The organism is Variovorax sp. SRS16 (genome assembly GCF_901827165.1).
GTDB lineage: Bacteria > Pseudomonadota > Gammaproteobacteria > Burkholderiales > Burkholderiaceae_C > Variovorax.
Map to the genome: position 1 here is coordinate 3,482,035 of NZ_LR594666.1, position 21,113 is coordinate 3,503,147.

The 21,113-nt window shown below is 68.0% G+C and carries 20 protein-coding genes; 6 read left to right on the forward strand and 14 right to left on the reverse strand.

The genetic code is table 11. The features are described from left to right. Nucleotides 1–9 precede the first annotated feature (9 nt). The 4 genes from E5P2_RS16815 to E5P2_RS16830 form a co-directional block, all read right to left on the reverse strand. Complete coding sequence (locus E5P2_RS16815) at nucleotides 10–732, reverse strand: ABC transporter ATP-binding protein (protein ID WP_162568260.1); 723 nt, start codon at nucleotides 730–732, stop codon at nucleotides 10–12. An 11-nt stretch (nucleotides 733–743) separates the two neighbouring features. Then, nucleotides 744–2,681, reverse strand: coding sequence for a branched-chain amino acid ABC transporter ATP-binding protein/permease (locus E5P2_RS16820; protein WP_162568261.1), 1,938 nt, complete (start codon nucleotides 2,679–2,681; stop codon nucleotides 744–746). A gap of 25 nt (nucleotides 2,682–2,706) precedes the next feature. Then, the gene (locus tag E5P2_RS16825) at nucleotides 2,707–3,582 is read right to left on the reverse strand and encodes a branched-chain amino acid ABC transporter permease (RefSeq protein WP_162568262.1); all 876 of its coding nucleotides are present in this window, start codon (nucleotides 3,580–3,582) and stop codon (nucleotides 2,707–2,709) included. A gap of 76 nt (nucleotides 3,583–3,658) precedes the next feature. After that, nucleotides 3,659–4,831, reverse strand: a complete 1,173-nt coding sequence (locus tag E5P2_RS16830; protein ID WP_174259942.1) for an ABC transporter substrate-binding protein — start codon at nucleotides 4,829–4,831, stop codon at nucleotides 3,659–3,661. A 230-nt stretch (nucleotides 4,832–5,061) separates the two neighbouring features. Here E5P2_RS16830 and E5P2_RS16835 point away from each other — a divergent pair, with 230 nt between their 5' ends. After that, a complete protein-coding gene (locus E5P2_RS16835) occupies nucleotides 5,062–6,417 on the forward strand; it encodes a cache domain-containing protein (protein WP_162568263.1) in 1,356 nt (451 codons plus the stop codon). Next, a complete protein-coding gene (locus E5P2_RS16840) occupies nucleotides 6,414–7,055 on the forward strand; it encodes a response regulator (protein WP_162568264.1) in 642 nt (213 codons plus the stop codon). Before E5P2_RS16835 ends, E5P2_RS16840 begins: the two co-directional genes overlap by 4 nt. 15 nt (nucleotides 7,056–7,070) lie before the next feature. Here E5P2_RS16840 and ylqF read toward each other — a convergent pair whose 3' ends face one another. Next, a complete protein-coding gene (gene ylqF, locus E5P2_RS16845; protein ID WP_162568265.1) occupies nucleotides 7,071–8,033 on the reverse strand; it encodes a ribosome biogenesis GTPase YlqF in 963 nt (320 codons plus the stop codon). Between the two features lie 76 nt (nucleotides 8,034–8,109). After that, the gene (locus tag E5P2_RS16850) at nucleotides 8,110–8,319 is read right to left on the reverse strand and encodes a hypothetical protein (RefSeq protein WP_162568266.1); all 210 of its coding nucleotides are present in this window, start codon (nucleotides 8,317–8,319) and stop codon (nucleotides 8,110–8,112) included. Between the two features lie 220 nt (nucleotides 8,320–8,539). Between E5P2_RS16850 and E5P2_RS16855 the strand changes: the two genes are divergently transcribed. Continuing rightward, nucleotides 8,540–8,899 (forward strand): HPF/RaiA family ribosome-associated protein, encoded by a 360-nt coding sequence (locus E5P2_RS16855; protein WP_162568267.1) that lies wholly within the window; start codon nucleotides 8,540–8,542, stop codon nucleotides 8,897–8,899. 15 nt (nucleotides 8,900–8,914) lie between these two features. On the opposite strand, the gene E5P2_RS16860 is transcribed toward E5P2_RS16855, so the two are convergent. From E5P2_RS16860 to E5P2_RS16875, 4 genes are all read right to left on the reverse strand, one after another. Beyond that, entirely contained in the window at nucleotides 8,915–9,829 is a 915-nt protein-coding gene (locus E5P2_RS16860) for an SDR family NAD(P)-dependent oxidoreductase (protein ID WP_162568268.1), read from the reverse strand. Between the two features lie 80 nt (nucleotides 9,830–9,909). After that, nucleotides 9,910–10,290: a response regulator gene (locus E5P2_RS16865; protein ID WP_162568269.1), complete on the reverse strand. Its 381-nt coding sequence runs from the start codon at nucleotides 10,288–10,290 to the stop codon at nucleotides 9,910–9,912. A gap of 131 nt (nucleotides 10,291–10,421) precedes the next feature. Then, nucleotides 10,422–11,996: a glutamate--cysteine ligase gene (gene gshA, locus E5P2_RS16870; protein ID WP_232080726.1), complete on the reverse strand. Its 1,575-nt coding sequence runs from the start codon at nucleotides 11,994–11,996 to the stop codon at nucleotides 10,422–10,424. Nucleotides 11,997–12,081: 85 nt separating this feature from the next. Then, entirely contained in the window at nucleotides 12,082–12,744 is a 663-nt protein-coding gene (locus tag E5P2_RS16875) for an alpha/beta hydrolase (protein WP_162570525.1), read from the reverse strand. Nucleotides 12,745–13,074: 330 nt separating this feature from the next. Here E5P2_RS16875 and E5P2_RS16880 point away from each other — a divergent pair, with 330 nt between their 5' ends. Beyond that, nucleotides 13,075–15,063 carry a YadA family autotransporter adhesin gene (locus tag E5P2_RS16880; RefSeq protein WP_232080727.1) on the forward strand — a complete coding sequence of 663 codons (1,989 nt, stop codon included), beginning with the start codon at nucleotides 13,075–13,077 and terminating at the stop codon, nucleotides 15,061–15,063. A 30-nt stretch (nucleotides 15,064–15,093) separates the two neighbouring features. On the opposite strand, the gene E5P2_RS16885 is transcribed toward E5P2_RS16880, so the two are convergent. Next, nucleotides 15,094–16,020, reverse strand: coding sequence for a LysR substrate-binding domain-containing protein (locus E5P2_RS16885; protein WP_162568272.1), 927 nt, complete (start codon nucleotides 16,018–16,020; stop codon nucleotides 15,094–15,096). 99 nt (nucleotides 16,021–16,119) lie between these two features. Here E5P2_RS16885 and E5P2_RS16890 point away from each other — a divergent pair, with 99 nt between their 5' ends. Further along, nucleotides 16,120–17,430 (forward strand): MFS transporter, encoded by a 1,311-nt coding sequence (locus E5P2_RS16890; RefSeq protein ID WP_162568273.1) that lies wholly within the window; start codon nucleotides 16,120–16,122, stop codon nucleotides 17,428–17,430. Between the two features lie 19 nt (nucleotides 17,431–17,449). Continuing rightward, nucleotides 17,450–18,565: a M14 family metallopeptidase gene (locus E5P2_RS16895; RefSeq protein ID WP_162568274.1), complete on the forward strand. Its 1,116-nt coding sequence runs from the start codon at nucleotides 17,450–17,452 to the stop codon at nucleotides 18,563–18,565. Between the two features lie 3 nt (nucleotides 18,566–18,568). Here E5P2_RS16895 and E5P2_RS16900 read toward each other — a convergent pair whose 3' ends face one another. The 3 genes from E5P2_RS16900 to E5P2_RS16910 are packed head-to-tail and all read right to left on the reverse strand — an operon-like array spanning nucleotide 18,569 to nucleotide 21,111. Next, entirely contained in the window at nucleotides 18,569–18,985 is a 417-nt protein-coding gene (locus E5P2_RS16900) for a RidA family protein (RefSeq protein WP_162568275.1), read from the reverse strand. After that, complete coding sequence (locus E5P2_RS16905; protein WP_162568276.1) at nucleotides 18,975–20,111, reverse strand: DSD1 family PLP-dependent enzyme; 1,137 nt, start codon at nucleotides 20,109–20,111, stop codon at nucleotides 18,975–18,977. The genes E5P2_RS16900 and E5P2_RS16905 overlap by 11 nt, the downstream gene beginning before the upstream one ends. 10 nt (nucleotides 20,112–20,121) lie before the next feature. Further along, complete coding sequence (locus E5P2_RS16910; protein WP_162568277.1) at nucleotides 20,122–21,111, reverse strand: tripartite tricarboxylate transporter substrate-binding protein; 990 nt, start codon at nucleotides 21,109–21,111, stop codon at nucleotides 20,122–20,124. Between the last annotated feature and the right edge of the window lie 2 nt (nucleotides 21,112–21,113).

Here is a 21,113-nt window from a genome sequence, read left to right on the forward strand (position 1 = left end):
CCGCGGCGGCTAGTGCCCGCCCCCCAGATAAGCCGCCTTCACGCCCGGATCGTTGCGCAGCTTCTGCGCCGGTCCGTGCAGCGAGATGCGCCCGTTCTCCAGCACATACCCATAGTCGGCCACCCCGAGCGCCGCGACCGCGAACTGCTCGACCAGCAGCATCGTCACGCCCTCCTGCTTGAGCCGTTCGATGATGCGGAACACCTCGGCCACCAGGATCGGCGCCAGCCCCATGGACGGTTCGTCGAGCAGCACCACCTCGGGGTTGAGCATCACCGCGCGCGCCATGGCCAGCATCTGCTGCTCGCCGCCCGACAAGGTGCCGGCCAGCTGGGTGCGCCGTTCCTTCAGGCGCGGGAAGAGTTCCAGCGCACGCTCCAGGTCCGCGGCCACGTCGCCGCGCGGACGGCTGCCCGTGAGCCGAGGAAAAGCGCCCAGCGTCAGGTTGTCGGTCACCGTCATGGTGGCGAACACGCGCCGGCCCTCCGGCGAATGCGCAAGGCCCAGCTTGGCGATGTGGTACGACTCCAGCGTCTCGATGCGCTTGCCGTTGAGCGTGATCTCGCCCGCGGTCGCGCGGATCATGCCGGACACCGCGCGCATGGTCGTCGTCTTGCCCGCGCCGTTGGAGCCGATCAGCGTCACGACCTTGCCCTTGGGCACCTCGATCGAGATGCCGTGCAGCACCTGCACCTTGCCGTAGCCGGCGGAAAGATTGTGGATGGTGAGCATCTTGTCGGTCCTCACGCGGGCTGCGCGCTTGCTTCTTGTCCGCCCAAATAGGCCTCGATGACCTTCTCGTCGGTCTGCACCGCGGCGGGCTCTCCTTCGGCGATCTTCTGGCCGAAGTCGAGCACCGAGACGGTGTCGCACATGCTCATCACCACGTCCATGTGGTGCTCGATCAGGATCACGGTCACGCCGTGCTCGCGGATCTTGCGGATGATGGCGATCAGCTCCTTGATGTCGGGCGCGGTCAGCCCGGCCGCGGGTTCGTCCAGCAGCAGCAATTGCGGGTCGAGCGCCAGCGCGCGCGCGATCTCCAGCAGACGCTGCTTGCCGTAGGGCAGGTTGCGCGCCTCCTCTTCGGCGAAGTCGCCGAGGCCGACGAAGTCCAGCAGACCCTGCGCCCGCTTCACCGCGCCGGCACTCTCGCGCCGGTAGCGCGGCGTGTGGACCGCGACGTCGACGAAGTTGCTCGCGAACGTGTGATGCAGCCCGACCTGCACGTTCTGCAGCGCCGTCATCTCGCCGAAGAGCTGCACATTCTGGAAGGTGCGCGCGATGCCCGACAGTGCGATGTCCGACGAGGTGCGGCCCACCACCGAACGGCCGGCGAAGGAGATGGCACCGGCGGTCGGCACGTAGATGCCCGTCAGCACGTTCATCATCGTGCTCTTGCCGGAACCATTGGGGCCGATCAGGCCATGGATGGTGCCGCGCCGCACCACGAGGTCGACGTTGTTCAGCGCCTTCAGGCCGCCGAACTGCATCAGCACGCCCGCCGCCTCGAGCACGCGGTCGCCGGCGCCGGCCGCCTTCGCCACCGCATCGGCCGCCGGAGCGCCCTCCACCATGACGTCGACCTGTGGCTTCGGCCGGCGCAGGTTGAGCGCGCTGCGCACGAAGCCGACGATGCCGTCCTGCAGGTAGTAGACGACGAACAGCATGATCACGCCGAAGATCGACAGGCGCCAGTCGGTCATGGTCTCGAGCCAGAACGCGAGCCCCGCGAGCGCGACGCTGCCGGCGACCGGGATGGCCATCTGCACCGGCGTCGCGCGGCCGCGCCGGATCGCCACCACGGCCGTCGCGATGACCATCGCCGCCAAGGCCACCGACACGTAGCGGAACAGCACCACGTCGTCGAGCAGCTTGGGCAGCAGCACGATGATGGCCGCGCCGAGCAGCGAGCCGATGCGGCTCTTGCGCCCGCCCATGATCACCGCGAGCAGGAACAGCACCGTGAGCTCGAAGTTGTAGGTGTTGGGCGAGATGTACTGCTCCGAATACGCGTACAAGCTGCCTGCCAGCCCCGCGAAGCCGGCGCTGATGACGAAGGCATAGACCTTGTAGCGATAGACCGAGACGCCCATGCAATCGGACGCGACCGGGCTGCCGCGCAGCGCCTCGAATGCGCGCCCGAGGTGCGAGCGCAGCACGCGGTGCACGACGATCAGCGACAGCACCAGCAGCACGGCGACGAGCCAGAAGAACTCGCGCTCGTCCAGCTTGTGGCCGAACAGCGGCGGCTTCTCGAGCTTGATGCCCATCGGGCCTTCGGTGAGAAAGCTCATCTCGTTGATGAGGATCTGGATGATGGTGCCGAAGGCGAGCGTGACCATCGCCAGGTACGGCCCCGTCACGCGCAGCGCGGGCAGCGCAAGCAAGGCGCCGAAGACCGCGGTGACGCCGATGGCCGCGATCAGCGCCACCATCAGCGGCGCGCCGAGCTTGAACACCAGCACGCCCGCCGTGTACGCGCCGATGCCGAACAGCCCCGCGTGCCCCAGCGAGACCTGCCCCGTGTAGCCGACCACGATGTCCAGCCCGAACAGCAGGATCGCGTAGATCATGATGGTCTCGAGCAGGTGGATGTAGTACGGGTTGGCGATGGCGATCGGAAACAGCAGCAGGGCCGCGACGGCGACGATCGCGAGAAGGAGGTGACTCTTTTTCATGTTCTTGTGCGTGCGGGCGCGGGCCTCACACCTTCTTGATGGCTGTCTTGCCGAACAGCCCCTGCGGCCGCACCGCGAGCACGATCAGCAACAGCACCAGGCCCGGCACGTCCTTGTAGCCCGTGCTCAGGTAGAAGCCGGTGGTGGTCTCGGCGACGCCGAGGATGATGCCGCCCACCACGATGCCCATGCCGCTGGTCAGGCCGCCGATGATGGCGACCGCGAAGGCCTTGAGGCCGAGCACCGCGCCCATCGTGGCGCCGGTCAAGGTGAGCGGCGCGATCAGCACGCCGGCGAAGGCCGCGGTCAGCGACGACAGCGCGTACGAGAAGGTGATCACCAGCCCGGTGTTGATGCCCATCAGCTTGGCCGCGTCGCGGTCGTTGAAGGTCGCGACCACCGCCTTGCCGTAGATCGAGCGGCGGTTGAAGATCTCGACCGCCAGCATCATGAGGATGGCACCGACCACCACCAGGATCTCCATCGGCAGCACGTTGGCGTTGAGGAACTTGATCGGCGACTCCGGCAGCGGCGACGGGAACTTCAGGTCGTCGCGGCCCCAGACGTTCTCGGCCACGTTCTTGAAGATGATGCCGAGCGCGATGGTCGACATGATCCAGCCGAACTCCGACTTGATCTTGATGGCCGGCCGCACGGCGATGCGCTCGACCACCGCGCCCTGCAGCGCGCCGAACAGGCACACCAGCGGAATCATCAGCCAGTAGTTCACGCCCAGACCGACCAGCGTGAGGCCCACCAGCGCGCCGAGCATCAGCGCGTCGCCCTGGCCGAAGTTGAGAGTGTCGGAGGTGGCGAAAGTGAGCTGGTAGCCGAACGCGATGACGGCATAGATCATGCCCAGCGCGATGCCGCTGAAGATGAGTTGGGTCAGGATTTGCATGGCGGGCCTCGCGAAGCGTGACAACAAAAGGCGCCGCTGCGGACGATGCCGCGGCGGCGCCAGGCCTTGAGCGGGCTTATTGCTTGGGCATCAGCGCCGCATTGGCGGCCGGGTCCTTCAGGCGCACCTTGGAGGCGTTCTTCTGGTCGTCCGCGCTGGCGAACACCACGCGCCCGCTCTTGACTTCGCCGAACACCGGGATGTTCGCGGTGATGGCGTCATGGTCGGTCTTGGTGAAGGGCTTGTTGTAGGTCGTCACCACGCCCTCGACCGGCGTCGACAGGTCTTCCAGCGCAGCCCTGATCTTCGGGCCGTCGGTGCTGTTGGCCTGCTTGATCGCGGCGGCCAGCAGGTAGATCGAGTCGTAGCCCTGCGCGGCCGACACCGGCGAATCCATGCGGTTGTTCTTGGGCTTGAACTTGGCGATGAAGCTGTCGATGAAGGCCTTGCGCTTGGGCGTCGTCGGCTCCTGGATGAAGGTCTGCGGCATGCGCGCGCCCTCGCCGCCGGGGCCGGCGTTGTCGATGTAGTTGGCCATTGCGAGCGTCCAGCTGCCGACCATCGGCACCTTCCAGCCGAGCTTGGTCATGCCGTTGGCGATCTGCGCCAGCTCGGGGCCGATGCCGTAGGTCAGCACGACTTCGGCGCCGGCTTCCTTGGCCTTCAGCAGCTGGGCCGTCATGTCGACGTCCTTGATGTTGAACTTCTCGACCGCGACCGGCGTGATGCCCTTGGCCTTGAGTGCTTTCTCCAGGTCCTCGCGGCCGAGCTGGCCGTAGTTGGTGGAGTCGGCCAGGATCGCGACCTTCTTGTAGCCGCGGCGGGTGATCGCCTCTTCCACGATCATCGGTGCCTGGATGCTGTCGTGCGCGGCGTTGCGGAACACGTAGTTGTCGGGATCCTTGTCGAACTGGTGTGTGACGATGGAGCCGGTCGCCACGTTGTTCAGCACCGGGATCTTGGCGTCCTGGAAGAAGCGCTGCGAAGCCAGTGCCACGCCGGTGTTGATGTAGCCGACCGCGGCCACCACCTTTTCCTTGTTGATGAATTCCTGCGCGATCTGCACGCCGCGCTCGTTCTTGGCTTCGTCGTCGCGCTCGACGAGTTCGATCTGCCGGCCCATCACACCGCCGGCCTTGTTGATTTCCTCGGTCGCGAGGCGCACGCCGTCGCGCATGCTCACGCCCATCGAGGACGAACCGCCGGTGAACGGACCGTCGACACCGATCTTGATCGGGTCGGCGGCCATGGCGAAAGTGGCGAGTGCGGCCAGCGCGACGGCCGTGGCGAATTTCTTCGGAAAGCGGGTCAAGGTGTTGTCTCCTGCGGTGAATGGGATGCGTGCCGCGATTGTCTGTATCCGGACGTTGCCGCCTATTCGCATCATTGCGGGGATCGACTGCGTAATACTGCCTACGGGAAAACGCGGATGCGCCGAAGTGACGCTCATCCGGCGCCGCGGCGATCACAATCGCCGCCATGAAACCGAAGGCCAAGCTTCTCCTGCTGGCGGTGGCGCCGCTGCTGCTGGCGATCGTGCTGATCGGCGGACTGCTGGGCGTGGAGACGCAGCACCTCGAGCGGCAGCAGTCGCAGGTGCTGGAAGACGCCCTGCTCACTGCCAAGCGCGAGGAGCTGCGCAACTACGTCGCCCTGGCACTGACCTCGATCGACAACCTGTACGGCGCCGGCCGCGACGACGAGGCGGCCAAGGAACAGGCCAAGGCCATCCTGTCGAGCATGAACTTCGGCAACGACGGCTACTTCTACGTCTACGACCGCGAGGGCCTGTGCCTCGTGCATCCGCGCCAGCCGGACCTGATCGGCCAGAACCTCTGGGACCGGCGCGATGCCGACGGCACCTACATGATCCGCGAGCTGATCGCCCGTGCGCACGAGGGCGGCGGCTTCACGCGCTACCTCTGGCCGAAGCCTTCGAACGGCCGCGTCGAACGCAAGCTCGGCTACTCGGTCGAGCTGCCGCGCTGGGGCTGGATGCTGGGCACCGGCATCTACATCGACGACGTCGATGCAGCGGCGGCGCGCCTGCGCGGCAACCTTTTGGCGAGCGTGCGCCAGACGCTGCTCGGCCTGGCGGCCGTGGCCGTGCTCGCGGCGCTCGCGGTGTTCGCCGGCGGCCTGGTGCTGAACATCAGCGAGCAGCGCCAGGCCGACCGCAAGCTCAAGGCACTGGCGCACCGCGTCGTCAGCTCGCAGGAGGAGGAACGGGCCCGCGTCTCGCGCGAACTGCACGACCACATCTGCCAGTTGCTGGTGTCGATCAAGTACCGCTTCGAGCTGATCGGCCACCGGCTGGCCCATCCGGGCGACGAACCGGTGACGGCGATCGACACCGAACTCGGCGCCTTGTCGCAGGCGATCGGCGAAGTGCGCCGCATCTCCCACGACCTGCGGCCGGCGCTGCTCGACGACCTCGGCCTGCCGGCCGCGCTGGAACACATCGGCAACGAACTCGCCGAGCGCAGCGGCCTGAAGGTGCAGGTGTCGCCGCACCTGAACGAGGAACGGCTGTCCGAACTCCAGGCGGTGAGCCTGTTCCGCGTCGCGCAGGAGGCGCTGCGGAATGCGGAACGGCACGCACAGGCCAGCCGCATCGACATCCGCCTCGACGATGCCGGCGACCGGCTCGCGCTGCGCATCACCGACGACGGCCGCGGCTTCGACGTGCAGCACGTCGAGCTCAGCAAGGACCGCGGCATCGGCCTGACCAACATGCGCGAACGCGTGGAGCGCAACGGCGGCACCTTCCACATGGAGTCCCGTCCGGGCCACACCTCGCTGACCGCGAGCTTTCCGCTGACGGGTGCGGCATGAACGCAGAGACCGCCCTGCCCCGGATCCGGCTGGTGCTCGTCGACGACCACGCGCTGGTGCGCGACGGGCTGTGCGCGCGCCTGGCGGTGGTGCCGCATCTGCAGGTGGTCGGCGAGGCCGCCAGCGGCGCCGAGGCGCTGCAGCTGGCCGAGTCGCTGGTGCCGGACCTGATGCTGATCGACGTCGGCATGCGCGGCATGAACGGGATCGAGCTGGCCACCGCCTTGCGCGCACGGCATCCGTCGATCCGCGTGCTGATGCTCAGCATGTACGACAACCGCGAGTACGTGCAGAGCGCGATCCGCGCCGGCGCGCTCGGCTACGTGCTGAAGGAATCGCCGACCGAGGAGATCCTGGCCGCCATCGGCGCGGTGTGCGTGGGCGGCCGCTATTTCAGCGCCCAGGTCTCGGGGCTGGCGGCGCAGTCGGGCTCGGACGTGCCGCAGCTCACCGCGCGCGAGCACGAGGTGCTGGTGCTGCTGGCCCATGGGCGCAGCAACAAGGTGGTCGCGAAGGAGCTCGACATCAGCGTGCGCACGGTCGAGACGCACCGCTTCAGCCTGCGCCGCAAGCTCGGCGTGGACTCCGCAGCGGAGCTGCTGAAGATCGCCGTCACGCACGGCTGGACGACGTTGTAGGCCATCGAACGCCGCTCAGTCCGCGCCGGACGGCGCCGCCGGCGGCGCACCGCGGTCGGGCCGCGGATGCTTCTTCTGCGCCCGCGCTTCCTTCTTCGCGCGGCGCTCGGCTTCCAGCAATTCCCCGGCGGCCACCCAGGCGGCGAACTCCTGCGGCGTCTCGAGCGTGATGCGTCCGAGCTTGCCGCTGCGGAATTCGTTCATCACGATCTCGGCCGCCTTCTGGAGGTTGACGCGCCCTTGCCCGAGCAGCGCGCCGCGCTTGCGGCCGATGGCTTCCAGCAGCCGCTCGTCGGTCAGGCCATCGACCGCATCGAGGCTGAAGCGCGCCTGCACCAGGGCGGCATAGTGCTGCCTCAGGGCGTCGAGCAGCTCCAGCGCCACCTCTTCCTCATCGAAGGCATTGCGGCCAATGGCGCCGCTGGCGGCCAGGTTGTAGCCGCTCTTGGCGACGATGATGCGCGGCCACAGCATGCCCGGCGTATCCCACAGGTAGAAGTCGTCAGCCAGCGTGATGCGCTGCTCGAGCTTGGTGATGCCGGCCTCGTCGCCGGTCTTCGCCTTGCGCCCGCCGATCAGCGTGTTGATGAGCGTGGATTTGCCGACGTTGGGAATGCCGCAGATCAGCACCCGCATCGGCTTGGCCATGCCACCGCGCGAGGGCGCGAGTTCATGGCAGGCGTCGATCAGCCGGCGCGCGGGCGTGGTCTGGCTGGCATCCAGCCCGATGGCCCGCGTGGCGGGCCGGTCGTTGTAGTGCGCGAGCCAGAGCGCGGTGCGTTCCGGGTCGGCCAGGTCCTGCTTGTTGAGCACCTTGAGGCCCGGCTTGTGGCCGGTGAGATCGGCCAGCATCGGGTTCGCGCTGGAGCCCGGCAGCCGTGCATCGAGAAGCTCGATGACGACGTCGATGTCCTTGACCCGCTCGGCGATGGCCTTCTGGGTCAGGTGCATGTGACCGGGGAACCACTGGATGGCCATCGGGGCGTTCTTTCTTTCGGATTGGCTACGGATTGTCGCCGCAGCCAGGGCGGGCGCCCCGCCCGCTACGCGGTGCTCAGCGCCAGACGTAGTGACCGGGCACGCGATGGCCGTGCTGCCAATGCGGCGGAACCCAGCGCCGATGACGCCGGTGCTCCCAGCGAACCGGCACCACGTCCGCGCGATCGACGACGACGGTGCTGCGCTGCGAAGACGGCGCCGGCTGGGCCAGCGCGGTACCCGACACCAGGGCGCATGCGGCGAGTGCGAACAGGATCTTCTTCATTTGGCTTTCCTCATTGATTCTGGCGTGCCGGAATGGGCACACGCCGAAACTACCGCAGCCCCGGCACTTCAGCGTGTAGGCCAAGGGGCTATCGCCGCGTCACCGGACCGGGCGGGCCGTCGGCCTTCGTGCACCGGCACGCTGGTCCAAATGCTTACGCACAGCCGGCCGTTATGGGCGCAAAGTCGCATTGTGCTCAACGACGCGAAAAGGACAACGCATGCAGATTCAAGTCAACACCAGCAACGGCATCGAGAACAAGGACGCCCTGGAGCGCTGGGCCGACGGCGAAATCCGCCAGACACTGGGCCGTTTCGCAGCCGACGTGACGCGCGTCGAGATTCACCTGAGCGACGAGAACCACGACGCCAGCGGCGGCGGCGCCAGGCGCTGCGTGATGGAGGCCCGCCTCGTCCATCACCAGCCGGTGGCGGTGACGCAGCATGCGCCGAATCTCGACGAGGCCTTTCGCGGCGCATCCGACAAGCTCAAGCGGGCGCTCGACAGCGCACTCGGCCGTCTCAACAACCACCGCGACCGCGATTCGATCCGCAAGGATGGCGGCGCGGTCGCCGAATGACCCGCGGGACGGCGCTCAGCCGCGGCGCCGCGCCATCGCCTTGCCGACCTCGTTGCTGCCCTGGGCCGCGCCGCTCTGCGGCACGATCTCGCCGCTGCGGCCGGTCACCTCGGCCAGGCGCTCTGCGAGCTGCTCGGGCGCATCGGTGTCGAGGCCGATCCAAGCGCCGTTCGTCAGCGTGATGTGCGCGGCCTCGAAGGTGCCGGCGCCGGCGCAGAGGATGGTGCGGTTGGGCGCGTCCTGCGCGGCCAGCACCAGCATTGCGGGCACCACGGCTTCGGGCTGGAGCGCGGCGAGCACGTCCTCGGGCATCAGGTCCTCGGTCATGCGCGTCGCGGCGGTGGGCGCGAGGCAGTTGACGCGGATGTCGTTCTTCGCGCCTTCGATGCTGAGCGTCTGCATGAGTCCGACGAGCGCCATCTTGGCCGCGCCGTAGTTGCTCTGGCCGAAGTTGCCGTAGAGGCCCGACGATGAGGTGGTCATCACGATGCGGCCGTACTTCTGCGCATTCATGACCGGCCACACGGCCTTGGTGCAATGGACGGCGCCCATCAGGTGCACGTCGAGCACCAGCCGGAAATCGGCGAGCTCCATCTTGGCGAAGCTCTTGTCGCGCAGGATCCCGGCATTGTTGACGAGGATGTCGACCCGGCCCCATGCATCGACCGCCTGCTGCACCATCGCCTGCACGGCCTCGAAGTCGGTGACCGAGGCGCCGTTGGCGATGGCCTCGCCGCCGGCCGCCCGGATCTCGTCGACCACGGCCTGTGCCGCGCTCACCGAGCCGCCGGAGCCGTCGCGCGCGCCGCCGAGGTCGTTGACCAGAACCCGGGCGCCGCGCGCGGCCAATGCCAGCGCATGCTGGCGACCCAGGCCGCCCCCGGCGCCGGTCACGATGGCCACGCGGCCGTTGAAGTCGATGCTGCTCATGGAATGATTGCTTTCCGAAGTCGATGACGCGTGGCGTTTTACCTCAGAAAGCAGGCGCCCGGCCCGCAAGGCGTGCGGCTTCAGTCGTGCCGGCGACTCATCTTCTCGCAGTAGTCGAGCAGCAGATCGATCTCCGCCGACTTGTCGAAGAAGGCGTCGGCGCCCAGCGCCTTGGAGCGGGCACGCATGTCGGGCGTGGCGTAGTTGCTCAGCACGACGACCTTCTGATGGGCCGCCCGCCTGCGGCACGCATCGACCACCCCGAGCCCGTTGCCCTCCTGCAGGAACAGGTCGACGATGGCCATGTCCCAGCTGTCGCGGTGCGATCCCAGCCATGCCACCGCTTCGCTTTCCCCGCTGGCATGCGCGACCACCGTGGCGTCGGCGATGTCCTCGAGGAAGCCGACCAGGTTCTCACGGATCACTGCGTTGTCTTCGACCAGATAGGTCTTGAAAGTCATGGGGCGGTCGATCAAGGGACTGCGAACTGTCGGGATGGATGACGCCATCATGCAACCCGCTCGCTTCGCCGCGGTGGGCCATGTCGACCAATGAAGGTAGGCGCGGACCTACCCGAATCGCCGCCGCGCGCTCAGGCGGTGCCCTGGGCCACCGCCGCCGGCACCTCGGACCAGTGGTTCTTGAAGCCGAGCCGCGCGGGCGAGACGTACTGCTCGCGATAGACCTCGAAGGGCATCGTGTCGGTCTCCTCGATGCGCTTCTGGGCCGCGATCGACACCAGCGTGGCGCGCTCGAACTCGACCTCCGCCTCGGCCGACAAGGGCAGCGCCAGCAGCGTCTCGCGGGTCTGCGCGGACTGCGCGCGCACGAAGTCGATGAAGGAATTGCCGTGCGTCTTCGCCATCGCCTCCAGCACCCGTGCCGAAGGCAGGATCGCCGGCGCGTGCAGGGCCGCTTCGGCGGCGCGCACCGCCTCGGCATGCGCATTGCCGCCGTGCACGGCATCGAGCGCGGCCGCGATGGGCCCGAACTGCTCCAGCAATTCGGCACCCCACGCCACCAGCTTGAGGTCGCGCCCGCCGCGCTGCAGATGCAGGCCGGGCTCGCGCCCGCGCGCGGCGGTGAGATGCTGGTTGTGCGCGAGTTCGGCGATCTCCTCGCGCGTGTCGGGCGGACTGTCGGCCAGCAGGCAATGCAGGAGGAACACGTCGATGAAGCGCATGGTCTCGGCCGTGATGCCGACGGGCTCGAAGGGATCGAGGTCCATCAGGCGTACCTCGACGTATTCCACGCCGCGCTCGCGCAGCGCATGCAGCGGCCGCTCGCCGGGATAGATCACGCGCTTGGGCCGGATGGTGCCGTAGAACTCGTTCTCGATCTGCAGCAGGCTGGTGGCGAGCTGGTTGTAGTCGCCGCCGAGGTTGCGGATGCCGATCGCCTCGTAGGCCGGCCAGGGCCGCGTGAGCGCATCCTGCAGCGAGGCGCCGTAGCCGTCCAGGCTGTTGTAGCTCACGGCCAGCGAGGCCTGCGCCTCGCTCTGGTAGCCCAGCCGGCCCATGCGCAGCGAGGTGCCGTGCGGCATGTGCATGCTGCCTTCGCCCAGCGGCAGCAGTTCGTGCGGCCGGCCGTCGACGAAGGTCGAACACAGCGCCGGCGAGGCGCCGAACAGGTAGAGCAGCAGGAAGGCGTGGCGGCGGAAGTTGCGGATCAGCGCGAAGTACTGTTCGCTCGACACGTCGGGCATCGACCAGTTGTAGTGGATGCCCGAGATGGTCTGCATGCGCCGGCCGTAGCGATGGCTCAGGCCCATGCGGTAGACGCTCTTGGCGCGCCCGACATTGGACGAGCCGTAGCGGCCGATCGGAATGGTCTCGTCGGGTGGCAGGCCGCAGGGCATGCTCGAGACCCACAGCCTTTCGTCGCCGGCCTGCGCCAGCACGCGGTAGGTGAACTGGTGCACGCGCGTGAGTTCTTCCAGGGCGGCCTCGACCGTCGTGTGGGCACCGGTGATGAGTTCGAGCTGCGATTCGCTGAAGTCGGTCGTGATGTGCGGATGCGTGAGCGCCGAGCCGAGCGCCGCCGGATGCGGCGTCATCACCAGCTTGCCGTCAGGCTGGGCGCGCAGGCTTTCCTTCTCGATCCCTCGCCGGACTCCCTTCAGCCTCGCGGGCGAGAGCGCGTCGAGGCGCTCCTTCAGTTTGCTCATGTTCGTATGACCCATCGTTCTTTGTGGGGCTGGAAGGTAGCACGGGCGCAAAAGACTCGCAGGCGGGCTGGAATGGCCGCAAATCTCAGCCCAGCACGCGCAGCAGGAAGCGGTTCAGATCGGCGATTTCCTCCATGCAGACCGAATGCTCCATCGGATATTCGTGCCACTCGACGGCGTAGCCGAGCGCCGTCAGCGCATCGCGCGTGGCGATGGCGCGCGGGATCACCACCACGCCGTCGCGCTGGCCGTGGGCCAGGAAAATGGGCGTGTCCCGGTTGGACGCATGGCGCTCGGCGGCGGTGGTCGCGGCCAGCGGCAGATAGCCCGAGAGGCCGACGATGCCGGCCAGGCGCTCGGCATGGCGCAGGCCGGTCATCAACGCCATCGCGCAGCCTTGGGAGAAGCCGGCGATGACGATCCGGCGGGCGGGAATGCCGCGCGCCTTCTCGTTCGCGATCAGGGCTTCGATGGCCGCCTGGGAGCGGCGCAGCCCGGCTTCGTCCTCCCGCTTGACGAGATCGGTTCCCACAATGTCGTACCAGGCCGGCATCGCATAGCCGCCGTTGATGGTGACGGGAATCACCGGCGCATTGGGAAACACGAAGCGCACCGGACCGACACGGCCCAAGTCGAGTTCATTGGCGATCGGCACGAAGTCATTGCCGTCGGCGCCCAGGCCGTGCATGACGAGGACGGTGGCCGTCGGGTTCGGGCCGGTTTCGATTTCGATGGGAGGAAGTGACATGGCCCCGAAGTTACCGCAGAAATGGCGAACGGTGAGTCTGTGCGCGCGGCGGAAATCTGCTTCGAGGACGACGCGGATGCGGTGGCGAAGCGCTGGGCGAAGGATGTGGGCTGAGGCCGCGCGAAGGTCTGACAGCGGCATTAATGCCGCGCAACCCTGACGAATTGTTGCAGCGCAGGCGCATTGCGTCACGCGCGTCGCAGTATTTCGAAACATCAGGACTTTCCAGGCATGGACAACATCTGCGACGTCGCCGCGAGGCCGCGAAATCTTTCTCCCATCTCCCGCGGGCGCTCGAGGCGCACTCGCACCTTGCTCGTGCTGCTTGCCTTGAACGCAGGTTTCGGCACGATCGACGCGAACGCCGCCAACATCGCATCGACGCCCAAGGCGCCCGTCGCGACGCCGCCATCGGTCACACCGAGCACGAACCAGACCGACCTCAATGGCGGCGCGAGGTGCGCGCAACAGCTGGACAATCGAATGGTCGCCGTCGAACAGACGATCAACGGTGATTCCGCCGCTCTGCTGGCCACCCAGGCTGCGGCGGTAGCCGCCGATATCGTGGGTCTGGGTCTCGAATTGGCAGCGGACTCCACCGTCATCGTCACCAGTGCCGTGGATGCCGGCGTCGCCGCCCAGGTCGCGGCCGCGGCGGTCAATGCGGCAGGTGTAGGCGTCGCCATCAAAGCCGAGGTCGACAACACAGAATTGACCAACCTCGACGCCAAGGCACGCGGCCTGCCCAGCTGCGACCAGAAATTCGTCGGCACCGTGCAAGTCTCGGCCGGCGGCACGAACGTCACGGGCGATTCGATCTTCAACAACAAGCTCGCCGTGGCGGGCCAGCTCGACGCGGCAGGCGCCGTATCGGCCAACTCGCTCGATGCGGCGCAAGGCATCTCCGCCCTGGGAGGGCAGATCCGCCTCGGCAACCCTGATGGCACGACCTACGCACCGGGCATCACGCTCGGCGGCGGCGCGGTGTCCGGCCTCGGTGGAAGCGGCCACGCGCCGGCACAAACCGGCGACCCCGATGCCATTGCCATCGGCAACGCCAGCATCGCCAGTACAGCCACTTCCACTGCCCTCGGCACCGCTGCAAGGGCAACGGAAAACGACACTACAGCAGTCGGCGCAGGCGCACAGGCCACCAGTGCCGGCGCGACCGCCGTCGGATCCGGCGCCTTGGCGACCCAGGCCAATGCCTCCGCGCTCGGGTATGGCGCACATGCCAGCGGCACCGATTCGACTGCCATGGGCCAGGACAGCCTGGCCTCCAACGCCCAGGCTACCGCCAGCGGGCAGCGCGCTCGAGCCACAGGTCCGAAGGCCACCGCCAACGGGCAAGGCGCCGAGGCCACGGCTGCGGCTGCCACAGCGATCGGCCAATCGAGCCTCGCCGGCGCCGAGAACACATTGGCCATCGGCCAAGCCGCCCAGGCCACTGCGGCGGACGCCAGCGCCCTTGGCACGGGTTCACGCGCGACACAAGCCGGCACCGTCGCGGTGGGCAACTCGGCCCTGGCAACGGGCACGCGTTCGATCGCCGTCGGCGCGACAAGCACCGCGAGCGGAGACGACTCGATTTCGATCGGCAACGCATCGACCGCGGCTGCAGCAGGCGCGGTCGCCATCGGCAATGGCAGCCAGGCGCACACGCTCGACACGGTGATCGGCTACCAGGCCTCGGCCGCCGCCGATGGCGCATTCGTCGGCGGTGCGCGGGCCGGTGTCGCTTCGCCGGGCGGCGTTGCCATCGGCTTCAACTCGATGATTGCAACGTCGGCGCCTGCGGCCATTGCCATCGGCGCGCAGTCGAGCGTTGCGCCGGGCGCAGCCGGCGGCATCGCCATCGGACGCGACGCCCAGGCCTTCGCACCGCAGTCCGCGGCCTACGGTGCGGGGGCGGCAGCCATCGCCACGAACAGCGTGGCGCTGGGGGACAGCACAGTGGCGACACGCCCCAATACCGTGTCGGTCGGCAACCTGGGCGCCGAGCGGCAGATCACCAACCTCGCACCGGGAACATCGGGCACCGATGCGGTGAACGTCAACCAGCTGCAGTCCGTGGCAGCCAATGCATACCGCGGCGTGGCGATGTCCGCGGCGCTCGCGGAGAGCGCCCCCGAACTCAAGGCAGGCGAGACCGCAGGCTTCGCGGGCATCGGCTCGTACCACGGCTACGGTGCGATCGCGATCGGGCTGATCCACGTCGCATCCGATGCGCGCATGCGGTACAGCCTCGGCATGGGTATCACGGACAGTGGCGGCGGCGCGGTCGTACGCGCGGGCTTTTCCTATCGCTTCAGCGAGTGAGCGTCGCGGCGCGCGTGGACAGGCCGTCGTTCAAGCGCCATCCCTGACGCTGCCCGCGTGCAGACCTGGCGCTGCCGATGCACGCTGGATGCATTCAACGAACTGCCGCGCCGCCGGCGTCAGCCGATCGCCCTTGCGCCGGATCACGCAGACGCGCAGCGCCGGCAGCTTTTCCTTGATCTCCAAGCGCTTGATGCCGTGGTTCCTGAACGCGAGGCCGACGAGCGGCTCGACGAACAATCCCACCAGGTCCATGTGGCCGACCAGGCCGAGCGCCACTGTCACTGACTGACCCTGGATCACGCGCGCAGGCGGCGCCATCCCGAGCGGCGAGAACAGCGGCGCCACCGATTCGCGGTCGAGATCGCCATCGCCGGGCAGCACCCATTCGGCCGCATGCAGCAGGCGCAGCGAACCGCAGTGGCGCAGCGGATGGCGGGCGCGCGCACCGACCACGAGTTGCACGGGATAGAGCTCGGTGCTCTCGAAGTCCTCGCTCAGCGTGCCGGGCACCACGTGGGCGACGGCGAAGTCGAGATTGCCGTCGCGCAGGCGCGAGAGCATCCAGGGCAGCACCGCCTCGCTGAAATGCACCGCGACGGCCGGCAGGCGCGCATGGAATTCCTTGAACGCCACCGGCAGCACCGTGAGCGCGAAGGAGGTGCTGACCGCGACCGCGACCTTGCCGGTGGCGCCGTCGCGGATCTGCGCGATCTCGTCGCGCGCACGGCGCATGTCCGCCAGCAGCAGGCGCGCGCGCGGTGCGAAGGCCTCACCGTATTCGGTGAGCCGCACGCCCTTCACGCTGCGTTCGACCAGCGGCGCGCCGACCTCGCGCTCCAGCTCGCGCACGATCTTGGTCACCGCGGGCTGCGAGATGCCGAGCGCGCGCGCCGCGCCGCGGATGCTCATCTGTTCGACCACCGCGACGAAGGCCAGCAGTTGATTGGGTTTCATGAAAACCAAAAGTTATCGTAACCACCCAATTATTGTCTTTTCATGTGCGAGCCGACTCTCTAGCATCCCGGCGCGACAACCCCACGACACAGGACCTCGATGACCCTCACCCGCACGCGCCTCAGCCGGCGCCAGACCATCGCTGCGACCACCATCGGCAATGCGCTGGAATTCTTCGACTTCACGGTCTACGGCTTTCTCGCGCTGGTGATCGGCAAGCTCTTCTTCCCGACCTTCAATGCCTACGGCCAGCTGCTGCTGACGGTGGCGAGCTTCGGGGTCGGCTTCATCATGCGGCCGCTGGGCGGCATCATGATCGGCGCCTACGCCGACCGCGTGGGGCGCAAGAAGGCGATGACGCTGACGATCTTCATGATGGCGCTGGGCTGCGCCATGATCGCCTTCGCGCCGACCTATGCGCAGATCGGCGTCGCGGCGCCGCTGCTGATCGTGGCGGCGCGGCTCATCCAGGGCTTCTCGGCGGGCGGCGAAGTCGGCGCCTCCACCACGCTGCTGGTCGAGCACGCGACACCGGTCAACCGCGGCTACATGGCAAGCTGGCAATTCGCCAGCCAGGGCCTGGGCATCCTGATCGGCGCCGTGGTGGTGGGCATCCTGTCGACCGTGCTCGGACCGCAGGGCATGGAAAGCTGGGGCTGGCGCGTGCCCTTCTTTCTCGGCATGCTGATCGCACCCGTCGGCATGTACATCCGCCGCCACCTCGAGGAATCGCTCGAGATCAAGGACGAGCCGGCCGGCGCGGCACCGCGCCGCAGCAGCCTCGCCGAGGTCTGCGGCGACCACGGCAAGACCGTGCTCGCCGGCATCCTCACCACCATCGGCGGCACCGTCGCGGCCTATGTCGTGACCTTCTACATGCCCACCTACGCAATCCGCGAACTCGGCCTGCCGCCGCCAGTGGCGTTGTTCGGTGCCGCGCTGGTCGGGCTGCTGTCCTTCGGGCTGGCGCCCTTCATCGGCCGCTGGTCCGATCGCGCCGGGCGCAAGTCGCTGATCGTCTGGGCCCGCGTGGCGCTGCTGGTGCTGATCTATCCGGGCTTCTTCTGGCTCAATGCATCGCCCACGCCGGCCGTGCTGTTCACCGTGGTCGGCGTGCTGAGCTCGCTGCTGGTCATGCAGACGGTGCCGGGCATCACGATGCTGCCCGAGATGTTCCCCAAGCATGTGCGCGCCAGCGGCATGTCGCTGGTCTACAGCGTGGGCGTCGCGCTGTTCGGCGGCTTCTCGCCCTTCATCAGCGCCTGGCTGCTCAACGCCACCGGCAACAAGCTGGCGCCGGCCTGGTACCTGCTCGCGATGACGCTGGTGTCGCTGCTGGGCCTGCTGTGGCTCGAGGACTTCACCGGCAAGGACATCGATGCCGCCGGCGCCCACCAACCCGCTCACTGAACCGTTTCGAGGACCGACCATGTACAGCACGTCTGCCACCCGCCATTTCTCGGGCACCTATGCCGAAGCACGGCGCAAGTTCCTCGATGCCGCCGCCGGGCGCGGCGCGGGCATCGAATCCTTCGTTCTCGAAGGCCATCAAGGCGCCGCCGGCGAAACGCTGGCCATCGATGTCGCCTGCCTCGGCACGCCGGACGCGGACAAGCTGCTGATCGTCACCTCCGGCACGCACGGCCCCGAGGGCTTCTGCGGCTCGGGCTGCCAGATCGCGACGCTGAACGATGCCGACCTGCTGTCGCGCCTCGCGCAGGCGAACATCGCGCTGCTGCTGATCCATGCGGTCAATCCGCATGGCTTCTCGCACCTGCACCGCACCAACGAGGACAACGTCGACCTGAACCGCAACCACATCGCCTTCGATGCGCCGCCGCCGGCCAACACCGCCTATGACGGCGTCGAAGCCCTCGTGCTGCCGGCCAGCTGGCCGCCCACGGCCGAGGACGACGCGGCACTGGCCGCCTACATCGCGCAGCACGGCATGCGCGCCTTCCGCGCCGCGGTGACGGCCGGTCAATACCACTCGCCCGACGGCCTGTTCTATGGCGGCCAGGCGCCGGCATGGAGCAACCGCACGGTGCGCGGCATCCTGCGCAAGTACGGCGCCCGGGCCCGCCACATCGGCTGGATCGACATCCACACTGGCCTCGGTCCCTACGGCCACGGCGAGAAGATCTATCCGGGCCGCAATGCGCCGGCCGACATCGCGCTCGCGCACGCCTGGTGGGGCGCCGACGTCTTCGCGCCCTTCGACGGCCAGTCGGCTTCGGCCGACGTATCGGGGCCGGTGGTCTCGGCGGTCTACGACGAATGCCCGCAAGCCAGCGCGACGACGATGGGCCTGGAGTTCGGCACCCTCCCCGACCAGGAAGTGCTGACCCGCCTGCGCGCCGACACCTGGCTGCGCCGCCATCCCGAAGCCCCGCCCGAACAGCAGCGCGCCATCCGCCAGGGCGTGCGCGATGCCTTCTATTGCGACAACGACGAATGGAAGGGCATGGTGCTGGGGCAGACGCGCGTGGTGCTGCTGCAGACGGTGCAGGGCCTCAAGAGCGCCAAGCCGCTGGGGGGTGGCTGACTCTCACAAGAGCGCGGTGGCCTCCATTTCCACCTTGAGGCCGAAATGAAGCGACCCCGTCGGGATGACAGCCCGCGCGGGACGCGAGCTTCCGGCCCACTGCCGGTACAGCCTGTCGAAGGCCGGCCAGTTGGCGATGTCGTCCACATAGACCCGCACCTGCACCAGGCGGTCGACGCCTGAACCGGCCGCCAGCAGGGCCTCCCGCACGTTCGCCAGAACCTGCACGGCCTGGTCCTCGAACGAGGCATCGACCCTGCGCGTGCCATCGGGCGCGATGGGAAGCTGGCCCGAGATGAAAACCCATCCGCCACCCGTGCAGGCATGGCTGTAGTGGCCGCCCGGCTCGGCGAGCGAAGGAACCTCGACAGGGACCGGGCCGGGCGAACTGCCAGGCAGAGCGGCGTCGTCACCAGCCATGAAAGCGTCCCCAGGTCTGCACGGAGCCGTCCTCGGCCAGTGCGTGGTATTCGGGAAACTGCGCACCGGTGGCGCATGCGTGGTTGGGCCATATCCTCAGCCGTGTCCCCATGGGGAAACGGCTGACGATGTCGGTGTCCACCGGACCCTCGTGCGAGACGATGCCGTGCTCCTGGTTGGCGGCCGACAGCAGATAGCCCTCGAGGGGTTGTCCATCCAGGGTGCAGACCTGGCCGTAGCCGTAGTCGCGTTGCTGCCTGGCCGTGCCCGTGTCGCGGCTCATCGCCATCCAGCCCGCATCGACGATGGCCCAGCCCTTGTCGGCCTGGTGACCGATGACGGTGGTGAGCACGCTCAGCGCGATGTCCTCTTCGCTGCACACGCCGACATTGCGCATCACCAGGTCGAAGAACACGTAGACGCCGGCGCGCAGTTCGGTCACGCCTTCCAGCGATCGGGCCTCCAGCGCCGTCGGCGTGGACCCCACCGAGACGACGGGGCACGGCAGCCCGGCGCTGCGCAGCCGCTCTGCGGCCCGCACGCAGCCAGCGCGCTCCTGCTCGGCCAGGTCCGCGATCGCCTGCGGCGTGTTCAGCTCGTAGCTGGACCCCGCATGCGTCAGCACGCCAGCCAGACGCATGCCGCCCTCGTGCAGCACGCGGCCCACTTCCAGCAGACGCTCATCTTCCGGCTCGATGCCGGAGCGATGGCCATCCGTATCGATCTCGACGAGCACTTCGAAGGCATGCTCGTGTTCGCGGCCGAAGTCGACGATGGCCTGCGCGCCTTCGACGCTGTCGGTCAGGATCTGAAGCGCGCAGCCTCGCTGGCGCAAGGCCAGCGCATGGGCCAGCCGGTGCGGCGCCATGCCGACGGCATAGAGGATGTCGGCGACGCCCTGCGAGAAAAACTGTTCGGCCTCTTTCAAGGTCGAGACGGTGATGCCGCTCGCACCGGCATCGCGCTGCGCTGCGACCACATGGGCGCATTTGGTGGTCTTGACGTGCGGGCGAAGGCGCACGCCCAGCGCATCGGCGCGTGCCTGCATGCGTGCGATGTTGTGCTGCATCCGCCGCAGCGAAATGAGGGCCGCGGGTGTGTCCAGAGTGGCGAGAGTGTCTTGCATGGTGTTCGCTTCAGTCGAGGTAGTCGCCCTTGGCCTTGAGCGCCGGTACGTCCTCGCGGATGCCACGCGCGATGAGGCCGCTGACGGCGGCGGGCGTGGTATCGGCGGGCTTCGGCAGCTCGACGCCCAATCCTTCCATCTGTTGGCGCAGCGCGGTGTCGGCAACCGCATGTTGCAACGCGCTGGTCAACCGGGCCAGCACAGGCTGCGGCGTGCCGCGCGGGGCGAAGAATGCGTTCCAGGAGCGCACATCCAGCGGATAGCCGGCTTCGGTTGCCGTGCCGGTCCGGGGCAACTGCGCCAGGCGGGTCTTCGATAGAACGGCGATGGCCTTGATGCGCCCGCCGGCAATCTGCGGCAGCGCGGTCGTGGTCTGGTCGCACATGAAATCGGTCTGGCCACCCATGAGGTCATTGGCTGCGGGAGCCACGCCCTTGTAGGGGATGTGGGTGACGTTCTGACCGATGGACGACAGCAGCAGCACGCAGCCGTAGTGCGAGATGGAGCCGACACCCGCGCTCCCGTACGAGGCCTTGTCCTTGTTCTTCGCCACCCAGGCAACGAACTCGCGCAGGTTGCCGGCCGGAAGGTCGGCACGGGCCAGGAGCAGCATGGGCGCCGCGCCCGCAGGGCCGATCGGCGCGAAATCCGCAACAGGGTCATAGGCGAGCTTCTTGTAGAGGGCGACGTTGGCCACATGCGTGCCGATGCCTCCGAAGGCGATGGTGTAGCCATCGGCGTTGGCCTTGATGGCCTTGGTCAGCCCGATGACGCCGTTGGCGCCTCCCAGGTTCTCGATGACGATCGGCTGGCCCAGGTTCTCCCCCATCTTCTGTGCCACGGCACGTGCCAGCGCATCGCTGGGGCCGCCGGCCGGGAACGGAACGATCAGAGTCACCGCATGGGTGGGGAACGCTGTATCGGCCATGGCGGCCGGTGCGGTCAACAAAGTGGCACACAAGGCCGCAAGGCCGGCGATCAGGCGTATCGAGAGTTTCATGG

Coding starts and splice junctions, on each gene's coding strand:
- E5P2_RS16815 (WP_162568260.1), bottom strand. CDS start 732: ATGCTCACCATCCACAATCTTTCCGCCGGCTACGGCAAGGTGCAGGTG.
- E5P2_RS16820 (WP_162568261.1), bottom strand. CDS start 2,681: ATGAAAAAGAGTCACCTCCTTCTCGCGATCGTCGCCGTCGCGGCCCTG.
- E5P2_RS16825 (WP_162568262.1), bottom strand. CDS start 3,582: ATGCAAATCCTGACCCAACTCATCTTCAGCGGCATCGCGCTGGGCATG.
- E5P2_RS16830 (WP_174259942.1), bottom strand. CDS start 4,831: ATGGCCGCCGACCCGATCAAGATCGGTGTCGACGGTCCGTTCACCGGC.
- E5P2_RS16835 (WP_162568263.1), top strand. CDS start 5,062: ATGAAACCGAAGGCCAAGCTTCTCCTGCTGGCGGTGGCGCCGCTGCTG.
- E5P2_RS16840 (WP_162568264.1), top strand. CDS start 6,414: ATGAACGCAGAGACCGCCCTGCCCCGGATCCGGCTGGTGCTCGTCGAC.
- ylqF (WP_162568265.1), bottom strand. CDS start 8,033: ATGGCCATCCAGTGGTTCCCCGGTCACATGCACCTGACCCAGAAGGCC.
- E5P2_RS16850 (WP_162568266.1), bottom strand. CDS start 8,319: ATGAAGAAGATCCTGTTCGCACTCGCCGCATGCGCCCTGGTGTCGGGT.
- E5P2_RS16855 (WP_162568267.1), top strand. CDS start 8,540: ATGCAGATTCAAGTCAACACCAGCAACGGCATCGAGAACAAGGACGCC.
- E5P2_RS16860 (WP_162568268.1), bottom strand. CDS start 9,829: ATGAGCAGCATCGACTTCAACGGCCGCGTGGCCATCGTGACCGGCGCC.
- E5P2_RS16865 (WP_162568269.1), bottom strand. CDS start 10,290: ATGACTTTCAAGACCTATCTGGTCGAAGACAACGCAGTGATCCGTGAG.
- gshA (WP_232080726.1), bottom strand. CDS start 11,996: ATGAGCAAACTGAAGGAGCGCCTCGACGCGCTCTCGCCCGCGAGGCTG.
- E5P2_RS16875 (WP_162570525.1), bottom strand. CDS start 12,744: ATGTCACTTCCTCCCATCGAAATCGAAACCGGCCCGAACCCGACGGCC.
- E5P2_RS16885 (WP_162568272.1), bottom strand. CDS start 16,020: ATGAAACCCAATCAACTGCTGGCCTTCGTCGCGGTGGTCGAACAGATG.
- E5P2_RS16890 (WP_162568273.1), top strand. CDS start 16,120: ATGACCCTCACCCGCACGCGCCTCAGCCGGCGCCAGACCATCGCTGCG.
- E5P2_RS16895 (WP_162568274.1), top strand. CDS start 17,450: ATGTACAGCACGTCTGCCACCCGCCATTTCTCGGGCACCTATGCCGAA.
- E5P2_RS16900 (WP_162568275.1), bottom strand. CDS start 18,985: ATGGCTGGTGACGACGCCGCTCTGCCTGGCAGTTCGCCCGGCCCGGTC.
- E5P2_RS16905 (WP_162568276.1), bottom strand. CDS start 20,111: ATGCAAGACACTCTCGCCACTCTGGACACACCCGCGGCCCTCATTTCG.
- E5P2_RS16910 (WP_162568277.1), bottom strand. CDS start 21,111: ATGAAACTCTCGATACGCCTGATCGCCGGCCTTGCGGCCTTGTGTGCC.